Annotated in this window: 14 protein-coding genes and 1 tRNA gene; 5 read left to right on the top strand and 10 right to left on the bottom strand. The window is 56.3% G+C overall.

What is annotated here, in order from left to right; genetic code table 11:
• Nucleotides 1–60: 60 nt before the first annotated feature.
• Nucleotides 61–1,269, top strand: a complete 1,209-nt coding sequence (locus IYV58_RS09510) for a pyridoxal phosphate-dependent aminotransferase (protein ID WP_195729541.1) — start codon at nucleotides 61–63, stop codon at nucleotides 1,267–1,269.
• A gap of 123 nt (nucleotides 1,270–1,392) precedes the next feature.
• Here IYV58_RS09510 and IYV58_RS09505 read toward each other — a convergent pair.
• Together IYV58_RS09505 and IYV58_RS09500 are read right to left on the bottom strand one after the other, a co-directional pair.
• Nucleotides 1,393–1,480, bottom strand: a tRNA-Ser gene (locus tag IYV58_RS09505).
• A 141-nt stretch (nucleotides 1,481–1,621) separates the two neighbouring features.
• Nucleotides 1,622–3,250 carry an ABC transporter substrate-binding protein gene (locus tag IYV58_RS09500; RefSeq protein ID WP_195729540.1) on the bottom strand — a complete coding sequence of 543 codons (1,629 nt, stop codon included), beginning with the start codon at nucleotides 3,248–3,250 and terminating at the stop codon, nucleotides 1,622–1,624.
• Between the two features lie 267 nt (nucleotides 3,251–3,517).
• On the opposite strand from IYV58_RS09500, the gene yccA reads away from it, so the two are divergent.
• Both yccA and tusE read left to right on the top strand, forming a co-directional pair.
• Nucleotides 3,518–4,177 carry an FtsH protease modulator YccA gene (yccA, locus tag IYV58_RS09495; RefSeq protein WP_004100829.1) on the top strand — a complete coding sequence of 220 codons (660 nt, stop codon included), beginning with the start codon at nucleotides 3,518–3,520 and terminating at the stop codon, nucleotides 4,175–4,177.
• An 88-nt stretch (nucleotides 4,178–4,265) separates the two neighbouring features.
• The gene (gene tusE, locus IYV58_RS09490; protein WP_004131058.1) at nucleotides 4,266–4,595 is read left to right on the top strand and encodes a sulfurtransferase TusE; all 330 of its coding nucleotides are present in this window, start codon (nucleotides 4,266–4,268) and stop codon (nucleotides 4,593–4,595) included.
• Here the strand turns inward: tusE and yccX are convergent.
• The 3 genes from yccX to IYV58_RS09475 are packed head-to-tail and all read right to left on the bottom strand — an operon-like array spanning nucleotide 4,592 to nucleotide 6,283.
• Nucleotides 4,592–4,873, bottom strand: a complete 282-nt coding sequence (gene yccX / locus IYV58_RS09485) for an acylphosphatase (RefSeq protein ID WP_004131057.1) — start codon at nucleotides 4,871–4,873, stop codon at nucleotides 4,592–4,594. The two genes, tusE and yccX, sit on opposite strands and share 4 nt — an antisense overlap.
• Before the next feature lie 51 nt (nucleotides 4,874–4,924).
• Nucleotides 4,925–5,713 carry a helix-turn-helix transcriptional regulator gene (locus tag IYV58_RS09480; RefSeq protein ID WP_087828863.1) on the bottom strand — a complete coding sequence of 263 codons (789 nt, stop codon included), beginning with the start codon at nucleotides 5,711–5,713 and terminating at the stop codon, nucleotides 4,925–4,927.
• Nucleotides 5,714–5,728: 15 nt separating this feature from the next.
• Entirely contained in the window at nucleotides 5,729–6,283 is a 555-nt protein-coding gene (locus IYV58_RS09475) for a YbhB/YbcL family Raf kinase inhibitor-like protein (RefSeq protein ID WP_004131055.1), read from the bottom strand.
• Nucleotides 6,284–6,474: 191 nt separating this feature from the next.
• Between IYV58_RS09475 and rlmI the strand changes: the two genes are divergently transcribed.
• The gene (gene rlmI, locus IYV58_RS09470; RefSeq protein ID WP_004131054.1) at nucleotides 6,475–7,677 is read left to right on the top strand and encodes a 23S rRNA (cytosine(1962)-C(5))-methyltransferase RlmI; all 1,203 of its coding nucleotides are present in this window, start codon (nucleotides 6,475–6,477) and stop codon (nucleotides 7,675–7,677) included.
• Between the two features lie 60 nt (nucleotides 7,678–7,737).
• Nucleotides 7,738–8,055 carry a heat shock protein HspQ gene (gene hspQ / locus IYV58_RS09465; RefSeq protein ID WP_004131053.1) on the top strand — a complete coding sequence of 106 codons (318 nt, stop codon included), beginning with the start codon at nucleotides 7,738–7,740 and terminating at the stop codon, nucleotides 8,053–8,055.
• A 35-nt stretch (nucleotides 8,056–8,090) separates the two neighbouring features.
• On the opposite strand, the gene IYV58_RS09460 is transcribed toward hspQ, so the two are convergent.
• The 5 genes from IYV58_RS09460 to IYV58_RS09440 form a co-directional block, all read right to left on the bottom strand.
• Nucleotides 8,091–9,023, bottom strand: coding sequence for a hypothetical protein (locus IYV58_RS09460; protein ID WP_004131052.1), 933 nt, complete (start codon nucleotides 9,021–9,023; stop codon nucleotides 8,091–8,093).
• Between the two features lie 42 nt (nucleotides 9,024–9,065).
• The gene (locus IYV58_RS09455) at nucleotides 9,066–12,209 is read right to left on the bottom strand and encodes a glycosyltransferase (RefSeq protein ID WP_195729539.1); all 3,144 of its coding nucleotides are present in this window, start codon (nucleotides 12,207–12,209) and stop codon (nucleotides 9,066–9,068) included.
• A 197-nt stretch (nucleotides 12,210–12,406) separates the two neighbouring features.
• On the bottom strand, nucleotides 12,407–13,612 hold the full coding sequence (locus IYV58_RS09450; protein ID WP_004131043.1) for an HlyD family efflux transporter periplasmic adaptor subunit: 1,206 nt from the start codon (nucleotides 13,610–13,612) through the stop codon (nucleotides 12,407–12,409).
• On the bottom strand, nucleotides 13,609–15,756 hold the full coding sequence (locus IYV58_RS09445) for a type I secretion system permease/ATPase (RefSeq protein WP_004131041.1): 2,148 nt from the start codon (nucleotides 15,754–15,756) through the stop codon (nucleotides 13,609–13,611). Before IYV58_RS09445 ends, IYV58_RS09450 begins: the two co-directional genes overlap by 4 nt.
• Nucleotides 15,753–17,189: a TolC family outer membrane protein gene (locus tag IYV58_RS09440; protein ID WP_004131040.1), complete on the bottom strand. Its 1,437-nt coding sequence runs from the start codon at nucleotides 17,187–17,189 to the stop codon at nucleotides 15,753–15,755. The genes IYV58_RS09445 and IYV58_RS09440 overlap by 4 nt, the downstream gene beginning before the upstream one ends.
• Nucleotides 17,190–17,308 lie beyond the last annotated feature (119 nt).

Here is a 17,308-nt window from a genome sequence, read left to right as displayed (position 1 = left end):
TCCTGCTGATGTTGGGTACCTAATTGTATTAATTGAATCATTAGATACAAAAGAGGATTTATGAATAACAGTCAAATCGCCCGTCGTATGCGATCCGTACGGCCTTCTCCAACCGCGGCCATTTCTGACCAGGTACGGGTACTGGAAGCCGCAGGCAAGCAGGTTATCAACCTGGGCGAAGGGGAACTGGATTTTGCTACCCCGCCCCATATTAGCTATGCGGGCATTGAAGCTATCGTACATCACCAGACTAAGTATACCGCCGTTTCCGGCACCGCAGCGTTAAAGTCGGCGATTGCCGCCAAGTTCGCGCGCGACAACCAGCTGCACTACCGCCCGGAGGAGATCATCGCCGGGAGCGGCGCCAAGCAGCTCATTTTCAATGCCTTTCTGGCAACCCTGGACGTCGGGCAGCAGGTGATTATTCCCGCCCCCTACTGGGTCTCCTACCCGGATATGGTCTCTCTGGCCGACGGTGAACCGGTGATTGTGCCCTGTGATGAACAACACGGCTGGAAGCTGACGCCGGAACAACTGGCCGCAGCCCTCACCCCGTCAACGCGCTGGTTGATCCTCAATTCGCCGGGCAACCCGACCGGGGCGATTTACAGCGAACCGGAGCTGCGCGCGCTGGCAGACGTGCTGGCGGACTACCCGCAGGTGCTGGTGATGGCCGACGACATTTATGAGCCGCTGCGTTACGACAATACCCCGTTCACCACGTTTGCTCAGGCCGCGCCGCAGCTGGTTTCCCGCACGCTGACGGTGAACGGCGTGTCCAAAAGCCACGCCATGACCGGCTGGCGTCTGGGCTATGCGGGTGGGCCGCAGTGGCTGATTGCCGCCATGCAGATCCTGCAATCACAAAGCACGTCCAATCCCAGCAGTATTTCACAGGCGGCGGCGGTCTCGGCCCTTAACCATTCGGCGGATTTCTTCGACGGCTGGCTGCACAGGTTGGATAAACGTCGCCAGCAGGTGCTGGGGATGATTGCCGCCACCGAGGGCCTGAGCGCTTGCATCCCCCAGGGCGCATTCTATGTCTTTGCCAACTGCCAGCAGCTTATTGGGCGGGTGACCCCTGGCGGCGAAACCCTCTACGACGACAGCGGGCTGGCGAACTGGCTGTTAGAACACACTCAGGTGGCCGTGTTACACGGGTCCGCGTTCGGCATGCCGGGGTATTTACGTATTGCCTACGCGGTAGAAGATGGGCTGCTGACGCTGGCCTGTCAGCGGATTGCCGAAGCCTGCGCGCAGCTGCGTTAGGGACAGGTTGAGGCAGCGTTTACCTACGCGGGCGCTGCATCAACGCTTAATCTGGATAATGGCGCAACAGAAAGCGTATAAAACGAAAAACCCCGAGCTATTTAATAGCTCGGGGTTTATATTTGGCGGAAGCGTAGAGATTCGAACTCTAGAACCCTTTCGGGTCGCCGGTTTTCAAGACCGGTGCCTTCAACCGCTCGGCCACGCTTCCAATGAGGCGCACTATAAACACCTCTGTTCCGGCTGTAAAGCACCAATTTATTCAACTGCCTTAAAATTAAACAAAAACTCGTTATTCGTCTGAAATTCAGGCAGTTTGCGCAGATTTTCAGCGCAAACTGCCCTCTGCGGGTTAATGTTTTTTGATATACATATCTTTGCTGTAGTAATACCCCAGCTTATCCGGCGTAAATCCGCCTACCCATGGCTTGACCAGATGGGTGCGCACATAGTGGTAGACCGGAATCGCCGGGACATCCTGCCCTAACAAATCCTCCGCCTGCTGGTAGAACTTGCCCCGCGCCATCGTGTCAGAAGCTTTTGCCGCATTGCGCAGCGCCTCATCGTAGGCCGGGTTGCTGTATTGGCTGGTATTTTCACTGTCGCCGGTGCGGAAGTTGTTGAGAAACGTCGCTGCATCGTCGTAGTCAGCGATCCACGCGTAGCGCACGGCGTCAAAATTATGCGTATGCATGGTGTCGAGCATGGTCTTCCACTCCTGGTTTTGCAGCTTCGCCTCCACGCCAAGATTCTTTTTCCACATCGAGCTGGCGGCGATGGCAATTCGCTGGTGAGATTCGGATGTGTTATAGAGCAGATTAAAGACCAGCGGGTGTGACTCGTTATACCCGGCCTCGCTCAGCAGCTTTTTCGCCTCGGCGATACGCTTATCGCGCGGCCAGTTGGCGTACTCGGGATTGTGCAGCTCTACCCCGCCGATGTCAGGCTGGCTGATAAGCCAGGCCGGACGCTGTCCCTGCCCCAGCACCTTCTCCGCGATAATGTCTTTATCGAGAGCCATATTGAGCGCCCGTCGTACGCGGGAGTCGTTAAACGGCGGCCGGGTGGTGTTGAATTCGTAATAGTAGGTGGCCAGCTGCGGTGAAACATCCAGCTGATCGCCCATGGTTTTTTTGAGCTGGGCAAACTGATTAATCGGCACCGTATACACGATGTCGATCTCTCCCGCCTTATAGCGGTTGACGTCGGCGGTTTCAGAACTTATCGGCAGGTAGGTCACCTTATTGATGACCGTATGCGCGTTATCCCAGTAGCGCGGATTGCGTTCGGCCACAATGCGCTCATTCACCACCCACTGCGACAGCTTATAAGGCCCGCTGGTCACCATATGCTCCGGTTTGGTCCACTTGTCGCCGTAGCGCGATATCAGCACTTTATCGAGCGGAACCAGAGACGGGTGCGCCAACATCGCCAAAAACGCGGCATTCGGCTGAGTTAAGGTCACCACAAGGGTGGCATCATCCAGCGCCTTGACGCCCAGCGTCTCGGGCGCTTTTTTGCCCTGCGCTATCTCTGCGCCGTTGACGATATGCATATTGCCGGGGTAGCTCGCGTAAGGGGACGCAGTAAGCGGCGACACCAGACGCTGCCAGCTCCAGACGATATCCTGCGCCGTAATCGCCGTACCGTCGGACCAGGTCACTCCGGGGCGCAGGTGGAACGTCCAGACGGTGTTGTCTTTATTCTCCCACTTCTCCGCCAGCCGGGGCTCAATCTCTCCTGTTGGCGATACGCTGACCAGCCCCTCGAAAAGATCGCTGATAATGTTGTTTTCAACGTCGCTTTCCACTTTATGCGGATCCAGCGATGACGGCTCGCTGCCGTTATTTCTGACCAGCTCCTGCTTCTCGGCCAGCACCGTTCCCGGCGGCACCTGAGCGGCCAGCGTCGGAATAGCCATGGAGAACAGGCCGATGGTCAGTAGTACGCGTGTGATGTGCTTATATTGTTGTGATTTCATATCCCTTGCCTTTGTTACGCTTCGTTTGTACCCTCTCCAGAGTTAGCCGCAGAATGGCTATAACGCAATATTTTTCAGTGAGTTATCAGATTTCGATCTGACTTCCGAAGGCGAACAAATAAACATACTGTGTATTTTTGTTTTTCTGGAATTAAATGCTGCATTCAGCCCATAGCCCTTGAGTAAAGATGGGTAAAAGCACTATGGCTTCGGCCTTGATTTTTTTATGCTTCGTTATTAATTACATCTGTCATAAGAGAGTGACTCATGGATCGTATCATTACATCGTCGCGTGACCGTTCATCGCTGCTTAGCACGCACAAAGTTCTGCGGAACACCTATTTCCTGCTTAGCCTGACGCTGGCATTTTCGGCCATTACGGCAACGGCCAGCACCGTGTTGATGCTGCCTTCTCCGGGTCTGATTCTGACGCTGGTCGGTATGTACGGCCTGATGTTCCTGACCTATAAAACGGCGAATAAGCCAACGGGTATCATTTCCGCGTTCGCCTTTACCGGTTTTCTGGGCTATATCCTGGGGCCAATGCTTAATGCCTACCTGTCTGCGGGCATGGGAGACTTAATCGGCCTGGCGCTGGGCGGTACCGCACTGGTGTTCTTCTGCTGCTCGGCCTACGTGCTGACCACCCGTAAAGATATGTCCTTCCTCGGCGGCATGCTGATGGCGGGCGTGGTGGTCGTGCTGATCGGTATGGTCGCCAACATTTTCCTGCAGCTGCCGGCCCTACATCTGGCCATCAGCGCGGTGTTTATCCTCATCTCTTCAGGCGCGATTCTGTTTGAGACCAGCAATATCATCCGCGGCGGTGAAACCAACTACATCCGCGCGACCGTTAGCCTGTACGTCTCGCTGTACAACATCTTCGTCAGCCTGCTGAGCATCCTTGGCTTCGCCAGCAGAGACTAATTCTCTCCCCGGTTGTTCTGAGGCCCCGCTTATGCGGGGCCTTATTTTTTGCTACACTGCCGCCATTTTCAGCGGTATGTGAAGAATCATGTTTATCTTTGACGGTAATGAAATAGAGACCGATAGCGAAGGCTATCTGAAGGACACAACCCAGTGGAACGAAGCGATGGCGGCCGTTATCGCCGAGCAGGAGGGCATCAGCCTTTCCGTTGAACACTGGGAAGTGGTGCGCTTTGTGCGCGACTTTTATCTGGAATTCAACACCTCACCGGCGATTCGTATGCTGGTGAAGGCGATGGCGAACAAGTTCGGCGAAGAAAAAGGCAACAGCCGCTATCTCTACCGCCTGTTTCCGAAAGGCCCGGCTAAGCAGGCGACAAAAATCGCCGGTCTGCCCAAGCCGGTAAAGTGCATCTAATACAAAATGGCGAATTTTTGCCACTCTCTGGTGGGCTGATGGGGCTCGGTCAGAACCCTGTCAACTCGCGCGCTGCGCGGCCCGCCGGCTTTCAGCCAGGCGATAAGCTTCTCCACCTGTTCAGCCTCTCCGCAGGCCAGCACTTCCACGCCGCCGTCGTCGAGATTGCGTGCGTATCCGGTTAATCCAAGCTGCAGCGCCTCGCGCTGGGTCGAATAGCGAAACCCGACGCCCTGAACGGAGCCGTATACCCACGCCATCGTGCAAACCGTTGCCATATTCTCTCTCCTTTCCGGACAATGACTCACTACAGAGGATAGCAAATTCCGTCAGCGTACATGTTTAGGTAATAATCCATAGTGCTGGCGGAAACGGGCGCTAAAGCGCGAGCCTGACAGGTAGCCGCTGCTTTGCGCAATGTCGCCAATAGGTCGCGACGTCGACTGTAATTGCCCCAGCGCGTAGGCCATACGGACCTCTTCCACGATCTGGCGGAAACTGCGGGACTCCAGCTGCAAACGGCGGCGCAGCGTCGACTCCCCCAGAAACAGCATCTTAGCCACTTTCGCTACGCTCCACGCATCGCCAGGCGACAGCATAATAATTTGCCTGACCTGGCCGGTTATGTCTTCGCGCCGTTCGTTGAGCAGCGGTCCGGCGTATCCGGCCTGATACAGCGCCAGCAGCAGTCCCATTGCCTGATGATGCTGCAGTTCGCCGCTGAGCCCCTCCCGTACCGCCTGCAGCACGCTTTGCCACATAAACGACAGTTCCGCCCCCAGCGGCGCGCAAAGCGACGTCAGGCGGCCAGCCTGCGGTTCGCTCATATAGTGATTCTTAAAATCCGCCAGCAGTTCCGGAGTTAATGAGAGCAGATCGGAGCAAAACAGTCCGTTTTCCGGCTGATTAATCACCTCGAGCTCAACCTCGGCGGGCAAAATAATCAGCTGCTGCGGCGTTGCCAGCATCTCGCTGACGCCCTGTACAATCACTTTGCTGCCGCGGTTTACCCGGCAGATCGCAGGTGAGAACAGCGTGACGCGGTGCAATTTGCATAATCGTCGGGTGGTAATTTCCGCCGCCGTTAACGCGTTATGGTGAAAATTGATGTTCCGCATCAGGCTGCCCTTATTTTATCTTCCGGCCATCGCCGTTATCTGCGCGCTGGCGATGGCGTGGCTATGCAACATAAAACCGACTAACGCCCCGCTGGCGTCGCCATCAATGGGCAGCGTCGGGGTATCCAGCGCCCATACCGTAAAGCGGTAGCGATGCGGTTTATCCCCGGCCGGCGGACACGCACCGCCAAAGCCCGCATAGCCAAAGTCATTGCGCCCCTGTACCGCCCCGGCAGGCAGTTTAGCGTTATTTTTGTCTCCGGCGCCAGCGGCTATGCTTGTCACCTGTTGGGCAATATTCACCACCGTCCAGTGCCACCAACCGCTCCCGGTCGGCGCATCAGGATCGTAAGCGGTCACCGCGAAACTGCGGGTCCCTGCCGGGGCATTTTGCCAGGCGATTTGCGGTGAGATATTGCCGCCGGTGCAGCCAAAACCGCCAAACCAGTGCGTCTGCGCCAGCGTCTGGCCGTCGCGCATATCCGCGCTGCTGACGCTAAACGGCGCGGCAATCGCCGTTCCACTTATCATGACCATTATCGCGGCAGCGAATTTCAATCCTGTTTTCATCGTATTTTCCTCCGTCAGGTGAGGAAATACTGTAAGATCCCGGCGTGATTTTTATTGTGCCAAAGCGCCTGCGTTTTGTGCCGAAACGCTCACCTGTCGATACCGGTGGAATGGTGCTTGCCTCAGCCACTTGTGCTAACCTACGCGCCATTTTTTCGGTGCCGACATTCCCGTTGCTTAAAGGTAGCCCCATGACAGACTCCATTTTCCCCCGCTTAGTGTTAACCAAAGGACGCGAGAAATCCCTGCTGCGTCGCCATCCGTGGATTTTCTCCGGCGCCGTCGCCCGGATGGAAGGTAAAGCCCGTTCAGGTGAGACCATCGATATCGTTGATTCGCAGGGAAAATGGCTGGCCCGCGGCGCCTATTCGCCGTCTTCGCAGATCCGCGCCCGTGTCTGGAGCTTCGATCGCGATGAAGCCATTGATAACGCCTTTTTTGAGCGTCGTCTTCAGCAGGCGCAAACCTGGCGCGAGTGGCTGGCGGCACGCGACGGGCTTGATAGCTATCGCCTGATAGCCGGTGAATCCGACGGTCTGCCGGGCGTGACCATCGACCGTTTTGGCGACTTTTTTGTTCTGCAGCTGCTGAGCGCCGGTGCCGAATACCAGCGGGCGTCGATTGTTAGCGCGCTGCAAACGCTGTTCCCGAACTGCGCTATCTACGATCGTAGCGACGTTGCGGTGCGTAAAAAAGAGGGGCTGGAGCTGGCGCAGGGGCCGGTTGTCGGCGAGCTGCCGCCTGCCCTGCTGCCGATTACCGAGCACGGTATGCAGCTGCTGGTAGACATTCAGGGCGGCCATAAAACCGGCTATTACCTTGACCAGCGCGACAGCCGTCTGGCGACGCGTCGCTACGTCGCCGATAAGCGCGTGCTGAACTGCTTCTCCTATACCGGCGGTTTTGCCATCTCCGCGCTGATGGGCGGCTGCCGCCAAGTTGTCAGCGTTGATACCTCCCAGGAGGCGCTGGACGTCGCCAGACAGAACGTTGAGCTGAATAAGCTGGATCTGTCAAAAGCGGAGTTCATCCGCGACGACGTCTTCAAGCTGCTGCGTAAATATCGCGACGCCGGGGAAAAGTTCGATGTTATCGTAATGGATCCGCCGAAGTTTGTGGAAAATAAAAGCCAGCTGATGGGCGCCTGCCGCGGCTATAAGGACATCAACATGCTGGCGATTCAGCTGTTGAATCCCGGCGGCGTACTGCTGACCTTCTCCTGTTCCGGCCTGATGACTACCGATTTATTTCAGAAAATCGTTGCCGATGCCGCCCTGGATGCCGGACGTGATGTACAATTTATAGAACAGTTCCGCCAGGCTGCCGATCATCCGGTGATAGCAACCTACCCGGAAGGGCTGTATCTGAAAGGGTTTGCTTGCCGCATCATGTAACTTGAAAAATGGAGAATCGGCCCGCATATAGCAGGTAATCATGTCTCCCGGGAGGTGCTTATGATAGCCAGCAAATTCGGTATCGGCCAACAAGTTCGCCACACGCTTCTGGGCTACCTGGGCGTGATCGTCGATGTCGATCCAGAGTACTCGCTCACGGAGCCGGAAGAGGACGAGATCGCCGCTAACGACGAACTGCGTCTTGCACCCTGGTATCACGTGGTGATGGAGGACGATGATGGCCAGCCGATTCACACTTATCTTGCAGAAGCGCAGCTAAGCAGCGAGCCCAGCGACGAACACCCTGAACAACCTTCAATGGATGAGCTGGCGAGAACGATCCGTCAGCAGCTCCAGGCTCCAAGGCTGCGTAACTGATCTAAAAACCCGCGCTGCGGGTTTTTTATTGCCTGTCATTTTATTACGGTATCTGCCAGGGCCTGGCAAATCAGACTGTTGAACTGTCCGTCACGCTGCTGTTTCTCAGTCCAGCGGGTATTAGCCAGCTTCATTTCGCGGGAAATACCTGCACTGCTTTGCGCTAACTGTTGAAAAAATGGCCGCAGCATCTCTCCCCCTGGCAGCGACTGGAGTTTAAACACCGGGCTGCCATCAACATAGCGATATGCCAGCACCTTATTCGGCAAGATTATCGCCGGGAAAGCGTGCTGTGCGTAGCTAGCCCAGAAGGCCGCCGCATTATAGCCACGAGAAAAGTTACTCTCGCAAGCAGGAAGTTCAGCTGACGGCGCGATTCTTTTCTCAGCGGGTCTGAAGGCATTTTCCATCCAGCGCGCCATACCCTCCAGGTACCATTTCTGTTTAAAAACCGCGTAACCATACTGGTATAAATGGAATAATTCATGGGCTGGCGTAACGTTGCGCGCGGGTTGCAGCCCGGCGTTGAGGACAATTTTTAAGCCGCAGGGCAGCGCCGTTCCATCGCTCATCGTTTCTGCCGCCACGCGATCGAAGGCCAGGCCATGACCTTTAGGTAGCGCCAGCAGATAGAGGTTAATCTGTCGGGCCTGGGCATAAATTTTCTGCCGTAGCGGCGAGCGCAGGCCCAGCAGCGAGGTGTAGAGATATTGCGCCGCCTGTAGCTGACGACCAATATCTTTTATGACGTCCGGCACGCCATCGCCGGTACTATCCTGCGGATATCGCAGGGCATCTTTGCCCTGCAGGCTGTAGTAAATGTGAAAGTCATCCACCACGTGCGTTTTTTCCAGGCGGTGCTCATGAAGCAGGGAGCCGGGAACGCAGCGCGAAACCTGCACGATATCGCTGGCCAACAGCGGCGAACTGCAGCAGGACGCCAGCAGCAGCGTGATGACTCGCCTCATCACCGCTCCAGGGGGCCGGGCAAAGGGAAAAGGCGCTGATGGTTATCCAACGTTAGCCGCCTGATGACGCTTTTTTTCCAGCCCGCTCGCCTGCTCCGTTCCGGTATCCAGCAGACGTTCGCTTGCCTGCCGCCATGCCGCCCAGCGTCCGGCGATCGCGCTGGCGTAGTAACGTTGCGCGTTGCGCAGCGCGGCCTGCTGCATACTTTGCTGTAGCGTCTGGTCGGAGATGACCTTGATCATCGCCGCCGCCAGCGCGTCCTCATCGCCGCATGGCACCAGAATTCCCGCCTGCCGGTCCTGCAGGATGTCGCGCGGGCCATATTTAATGGCGAAGCTAATTAACGGCGTACCGTATGCCATCGCCTCGACGGCGGAAATGGACTGCCCCTCCTGAGTCGAACAAAGCACCGTGCAGCAGGCCGTCTTGTGTGCCAGCGCGATGTCGGAGGTGAAACCGTTGATATGGATCGCATGCTCCAGCCCCCACTCCGCCACCTGCGCGCTTAAGCTGCGCCGCAGCGGCCCTACCCCATAAGTGTGCAGCTGCGCGTCAGGGATCGCCTTCACGACCTGACGAAACGCGCTCAGCAGTAAAGCGTGCTGTTTCTCTTCCGAGTAGCGCGCCAGGTAAATGACCGTTTGCGAAGGCGTCTTCTGCGGATTCGCCGGTATAGCGCCGTTATCAAGATGGTTGGGGATCACCGCCATCCGGGCGGCCGGAAATCCCTCCTGCTGCAGGTCCTGCCACTGTTCATCAGTCAGGACAATCAGCTGGTCTACGAGTTCCGGCTGTTCCAGGATATGCCGGTATGAGCTTTTCAGCGCCCCGTTAGACAACTGATGATGGGAGTGAATAATCGCGCTCAGCGTGCATGCCATACGCTGGGCGGGCCGTGAGCAGACGAAGCTTTTCCACGTTTTATTTTTATCGACGATAAAGTGCCAGCGCCCTTTTTCCGCCAGCCGGGTTTCCAGCATCCACGCATAAAACGCCTCTTCCTGAGCAAAGCGTTTGACCTCCCCTCCCGCCAGAGCGATTTCAAGATGGCTTAGCTGCACGTTGCCTTTTTTTTCGTCAAAGCTTTTGCGCAGCAGAATATTGCCGGCGCGATCAATATAGTCTTCGATGATTCTCCCCTGCGGACGCAGCAGGAAGTTGTGTTTACCCACCGGTAGATCCGCGGTGGGATTCACGGCATGCCTGAGCTCGATATTGCCCACCAGCGGCGCCAGCGCAGAGATCGCATTCATCTCAAGACAATCGCTTAGCCACGTATACAGGTTATAAACCGGCACCTCTTCGGGCAGTGCGCCGCGGGCTTTCAGCGCCTTAACCGCCGTGGAGAGTTCGGGATTCCACGTCGCGGTAATCAGCCAGGGTACGGTGCCCAGATGTTCGGTGAACAGCTTCGCCCTGCGCATGGCCGCCACCTCAATACCGTTGCCGACGTCACGCAGGGTCTCCAGCAGAAACACGGGGGTCGCGCTATTCGCCGGCGGCGCGTCGTCCTGCTGGAGCGGCGGCTTTTTTGCCGCTAAATGGTATTTCTGGTAGGCGATAAAGCCGGAAAGATAGTGCTCGACGTCATCGATTCGCACGCGGTAGCTGTGATGGCGAATAAAGAAGCTGTTGACGATCCGCGCGGGATTTTTAAAGAACATCGCCAGCTCGGGCCAGAAAAAGCCGTTCAGCAGATAGCGGGCGCGGGCCTCCAGCGCCTGCCAGAACTTCTGCTGGTCAAAATCCGCCAGCAGATGGCGATGCTCGGGCGAGGCGTCCAGGCGGGTCACCATTTCAGACGCCGCCATCATTAATTCCAGCAGCGTGGGATAGGTGGTGACGCGATGCAGCACGAAATCAAGATGATCGCGCACGTTGTTCAGGCCAAAGCGAAAGTACTTCTCTTGCGGGCGAAAGCGGGTTAATTCATTCACGCAGTAGCTCAGCCAGTGGTCGTGATGCTGCCAGTGTTTATTTTTAATGAAATAGGCGAAGGCTTTTTCCACCATCTCCAGCCACTGCGGCGCGTTGGTCAGGCCGTACAGGCGCATCAGGGCAAAAGCCGCTTCGCCATCGTAATAAATGATGCGGAATTTGGCTTTTAGCGACAGATCGCGGCTATTTAATACATGAACAAACTGGCCGCTGAGCGGATCCTGCATAAAGGCAATGCCGGTCGCCAACTGCGCCATCAGCGGCAGATATTGCCGGTCTCCGGTCGTTTCGGTGTATTTCACCAGCGCCAGGATGCTGACGGCGTTGCCGCCGAGCTTGATCTCATCGCCCACGTCGCAGAGAAACGCCGCCTCGCGGCCATCGTCCAGCGTCCGTACTTCAATCAGCGTGTTAACCAGGTACGCAATCGCGCGGTCTATCGCCTGACGAACCGACGACTGACGCGTCGCCTCCCAGCCCTCGATCAGCGAATAGGTCGAGCTGGCATGGCGCAGCGCGTTATAGGAGCGGACAGGACGATCGAAACAGGGAAACCAGCCATAATGGTAGAGGCCATCTTGCTTTACCTGACGGGCCAGATAATCGGTGCCTTTTTTAATCACCTCGGCGAGGCACTCGTCCTGCCACTCTTCCCCAATGACGCGATAGCCGGAACCCCGTCCGGTATGTTCAATCACTTTTGTCCCAAAACGATCGCAGAAGACGCCCTGGGTTTTAAAACGCCAGAGCGGCTGCTGCGGATCTTGCGGCCAGCTCAGCGTCTGCTTAAACCGCCGCTGGGCATAGTTTTCCAGATTGACGCTATTCGGCGCCACGACGCCGTTATCCCCGTCGTAGAGCAGCGCGTTACCGGTAATTTCCTGCTCAAGCATTGCGCAATTAAACTGCGGATCAAACGCAAGGCCAAAGCGAAAATAGTTACGCTTGGTGACCATGAATTTTTCGTTGAGGGATTGCCAGCTGAGCTTTTCAACGCTGTCCACGAGGTCAATCCGTAACCACTGCGGTTCGCTGTCCTGTTTTTTACGCCACTCCTGTAGCGCTCTGGCCCCTGCCAGCCACGCGAGATCGAAGCTGGTTCCGCTGGAGATATGAGTATGCGCGCGTGATTTTCCATCGCTGACGCTAAAGAAAATGACCCATGCCGGATAGTCAGAGGGCAATACGGTGGATTTTAATTTTTTCGCCTGAAAGCAGGCTTGTTGCAGTAAGTCACTTAGCGCCATCTTTCCCTCTCCGTTTATTCAAGAATGCGTTGAATGTTTAAAAATTATTATCAGAGACTGCAAACAAACCGGTTTTAGATATTGCGGCGATGTCTCTGCCCGGCACACTCCCCGGAGGCGGCGCTCGACGCGTCTTGTCCGGGCTACCGGACCGCAAACGGCGGTGACCAGTAGCCGATAAGGAGCTCGCACATTGATTAACGTTCCCTTAATGCTTCTTTTGCCCGATTAAACGGTTTGACCAGATAATCCATGACCGTTTTTTCCCCGGTCTTAATATCAACGGTGGCAATCATTCCCGGGCCGATTAAAAAGCGCTTACCGCTTTTATTTTCCAGGTAATCGTAGTCAGTACGAATAAACACCCGATAGTAGTAAATATCGGGTTTAGCTTCGTCCTGGGTCGTATCCGGCGATATGGTTTCCACCACGCCGTTAAGCGCGCCATAGATGGCATAATCATAGGCGGTAATTTTCACCAGCGCCTGCTGGTCAGGATGAATAAAAGCGATATCGCGCGGTGAAATCCGCGCTTCAATTAATAATCGGCCATCTACCGGAACAATTTCCATCAGCTCGCCGTTCGGCGCAATAACCCCACCAATGGTGTTGACCTTGATATTTTTTACGATCCCCTGAACCGGCGAACGAACGGTTAAGCGCGTGACCGAATCGGCGCGGCCTTTAATCACTTCCGCCAGGCTGGCCACGTCGGCATTGGCTTTTGACAGCTGTTCACGTGCGTCAACAAAATAGCGGGTATTAAGATCAATCTTTTTAAAGCTAATATCCGCGACCTGTTGGCGAAGACGTAGCACTTCAACATTGCTCGCCGCTCCGGTTTTCGCCAGCCTTTCGGTGATGGCCAGTTCGCTATTGACCAGTTTTAGCGATTCATCCAGTTGGCGCGTCGATTTGCTCAACTGCTCCTTGCGGCTATGGTAGAGGCGAGTCTCTTCGGCCAGCAGCGCGGGCCAGGCTTTCAGGGAGTCGGGAAACGCCAGCGGCTGATTGTTGACTTCGGCAGTTAAACGAATGCTCGCCGCCAGCGAGGCGCGATATTTCGCCTGGCTTTCGCCAACATTAGATTCGCTGCGGGTGGGGTCGAGACGGGCCACGACCTGTCCGGCTTGTACCTTGCTGCCTTCCCGTACGTTCAGCTCGGTTAAAATACCGCCGTCGAGGGTTTGTATCACCTGCTCGCGGGAGCTGGGGATCACTTTCCCGGTGCCCGTTGAGACTTCGTCCAGTACCGCGAACCATGCCCAGACGCCGCCCACCAGCAGCATCACGGCCAGCAGGAGAATCAGCCGTCGCGATTTTACGATCTGCGCTTCGTCTTGTTCGCTCTCCGGCAGCAGCGCCACCGGGTCATTGTCGGCCAGCAGGGGAAATTTACTCATATATTCACCACCTGGCCGCGGGCTTTCTCTTGTTCAAAGACCGTCGCTTTGGGTTTATCCAGCGCCAGCTGCCCGTCCTGGATAACCAGGATCCGATCAACGATATTGAGCACCGCCGCTTTGTGCGTGGCGATAATCATCGTTCTCTCACCGGCCCACTGCGCCAGCTGTTCCACAAAAGCTTTTTCTGTTCGCTCGTCGAAAAACGAGGTCGGTTCATCGAGCAGGATAATGTTCGGATCGCGCAGCAGCGTTCTGGCCAGCAGCAGCGACTGCCGCTGGCCGCCTGACAGCCCCAGTCCGCCTTCCATAACGACGTGTTCAAGACCAAGGGGCAGTTTGCGCACGAACTCCAGCGCGCCGCACAGGGTAAGCACCGAGAAGATTTCATCATCCGTCGCCGCCGGACGCCCGAGGATCAGGTTCTCGCGCAGGGTGCCGTGAAACAGCCGTGCTTCCTGGGTCAGCAAGGTGGCGTTGCGGCGAATATCCGCGAGATCGATCTGCGGCAGGCTTAAATCATCCAGCCGCAGCTCGCCGGAGACCAGCTCGATGTTGCCCATCATCGCCTGCAGTAAGGTCGATTTACCGGCGCCGATTCGTCCAAGAATAGCGATTCTCTCCCCGGCTTTTATCGACAGTTGGTTAATCCGCAGCGGGATGGCGGCGTCGTTAAGGCCATAGCGGAATTCCGCCTGGCGGAACTCGTAGTTGCCGTGCAGCACGGCGCGATGAACCCGAGGTTCGTCCTGCCCCCCTTCGACCGGCAGCGCCATCAGCGTATCGAGGCTGGCCTTCGCCGTTTTCACCTGCTGCCAGCGCGCAAGAACCCCGCACAGCGCGGTCATCGGCGCCACCATGCGGGTCGATAGCATCGATGCCGCCACCATCGCCCCGGTGGTGATGTCGCCATTAATTACCAGCGGCGCGCCGACCACCACCACCGTGGCGTACAGCAGGTTTTGCACCGACATTCCCCAGCTGACCAGGCCGTGGGTGAGCCTGCGCGTTTTGACCCCTGACTCGGCGGTAATCGCGATATAGCTATTCCACTGATGCAAGAAACGGCTTTCCGCCTGCATCATTTTGATGTCCTGCAATCCCTGGATGCTTTCCACCAGGATGGCGTTACGCAAGGTATTTTCGTGCTGGTTTTTATTGGCCAGCGCCGCCAGCTTGCGCTGCAAAAGCAGGCCGGGGAGGATCATCAGGACCGTCGCCACCGGCGCAATCCAGCTTAGCCACGGCGAGACAATAAACAGCACCACCTGAAACAGGAGAAAGAACGGTAAATCCGCCACGATGGTCATCATCGTCGAGGTCATCATTTCTCGCACCTGCTCCAGCTCGCGGATTTGCGAAATAAAGCTCCCCGTCGAGCGCGGCACGGCGCTGTTTTTCAGGCGCAGCGCGTGGCCGAAGACCCGGTCAGAAACGCGAATATCCCCGCGTTTGCCGAGCAGATCCGTGACGTGCCCGCGCATAATTTTCAGCACAAAAGCAAAGACCGCCGCCAGCAATACGCCGCTGAACAGAACATAAAGCGTGGGATAAGACTGCGCCGGGATCACCCGATCGTAAACCTGCATCGAAAACAGAATACCGCTCAGCGCAAGAACGTTTATCGCAAAAGACGCCAGCATCACGTGCATATAGGGGCGAATATCTTTCAGCACAATTTTGCGCAGCCAGTCCGGCTGAAAACGGGCCAGATAGCTCTCGGTGCGAATATCCCTTTCCGGCGCCGCCGGGCGAAAAGCAATGGTCTTTTCAATTTCCGGCAGCAGGGTTTCCAGCGGGCAGTAGCTGAGCAGCGCGAGCTCCTTCACAAACCGCACCCCGACGGCGTTATTGACGTCAACGCTTTCAACCACGGCGATTTGGCCGTCGCGAAGCTGGATGACTAGCGGTAGCCGCCAGGCCGACATTTTCTGATCGGCGGCGGATAAAAACTGGCAGTTTAGCCCGGCGTGGCGCGCCAGGTGCCGGAGCGCCTCAGGCAGGGTTTTCTGCGTCGCCCATTCGGCGGCGGCATGCAGCGTTCCGGGCGAAAAGCTTTGTCGATAGTGGTTGGCAATAAAGGCTATCGCATTGGACCAGTCGATCAGATGCGGTATCCCGGCGCGTTCATCTTGTGAGGTCATGGGCGGATCTCCACGCCCTGGATATTTTGTTTTTCCAGCGCGAACACCGTGCGCATCTTGCCGGTGCTGAACAGGCAGTCCAGCTCCAGGGAGCGCAGTTGCGATTCCGTCAGGACCTGGCTAAATCTGGCCTGGTAAATTTCCTGATCGACGTTGAGCAGATCCAGCAGCGGGCGCGAACCGAGCTGAAGGTACTGATCCTGATACAGCGCCCGGGTTTGTTCGCCCAGCTGCTGCTGGCGCTTTTGAATACCCAACGACTGAGCCAGATTAACCGCTTCATCGCGCGAGGCGTTGAGTTTCTGGCTGGCGTCCAGCTGCGCGGTTTTGATCGCCGCATTCGCCGCCGCCAGGCTTTGCTGGGCGGCGTCGCGGGAGGCGGTCATCGCCCCGCCCTGATAGATGGGCATCTGTACTTTAACCCAGGCGGAATATTGCGTTTTATTGAGCACCGCGCTGTTGGCGTAGTTATCGTTGAGGTAGTGGGTAACTTCCGGCTCAAGGGAAATCGTCGGCAGCATTTGCGCATTGGCGTTATCCAGCTGCGCCTGCGCCTGACCGGCCTGGGCCAGCGCCGCTAATACCGCAGGCACTGAGCGATAATCGATTTTGGCTACCGCGCAGGCGGCATCCATCCCCTGCGGGACGTCATCCGTTACCGTGGCGATTCCGCCGATGCCAATGTAGGTCGCGAGCGTGGCTTTCCAGCGCTCAAGGGCCGCCTGATATTGCAGGAGCGTGGATTGTGCGCCTTCCACGCGGGTATCGGTCTGCACGACGTCCGATAAAGACGACGCCCCCGCATCGTTGCGCTGGCGAATAAGATCGCCAATCTGTTTGAGCGAATTGACCTGCGCTTTGGCGATTTCCACCAGCTTCTGATAGCCCTGAACCTGGACTACCGCCGCCGCGGTGTCATGAGCGACCTGATCGATGCTCAGCATGACGGTAGCCTGCTGTTGGGCAACGCCGGAGTCTGCGGCTCTGACCGAGCTGGACACTTTGCCGAAGTCGTACAGCATTTGCGATACCGACACCACCAGCGATGGCGTATATCCGGCATCAGAATAGGTATTACTATAACCATTATTCATACCCGCACTAACTTGCGGGTAATATTTGGCTTTCGCCACGTCGACTTTCTGCGCCATCTCCTGGAGTTTACTCACCTCCTGGGTTATAGACGGATGCCAGTTCACCGCATTCTTTACCGCTTTTTTAATATCCAACGGGCCGGATATTCGGCTTTGGCTATTAATAATATCCTCATTATACCCCGCGACCTGTTGGCTATCAGTTAAGCGCTGGCTGCTAATATCATTCGGCATTAAATATGAATTTTCCGCATGAGCAGAAAATGCCGGATTGAAAGAAATAAAGAGGGCTGTATAGCCGCAGGTTATGACATTCCTTTTTTGTTTAAATAGACGCATCAAATTTACCCTTCAGAAAACACGTACTGAAAAAACGGATATAATCATTCCCGCATCATTATTTTTATTAAATGATAGTCGGCTATCTCCCGGTTCACTGACCGATTCATTCCTCCGCA

The sequence above is a fragment of the Klebsiella sp. BDA134-6 genome, from assembly GCF_015601345.1.
Classification (GTDB): Bacteria; Pseudomonadota; Gammaproteobacteria; order Enterobacterales; family Enterobacteriaceae; genus Klebsiella; species Klebsiella grimontii.
Note: the sequence above shows the minus strand (reverse complement) of the source record. Positions and strands in the feature narration are given on the sequence as shown.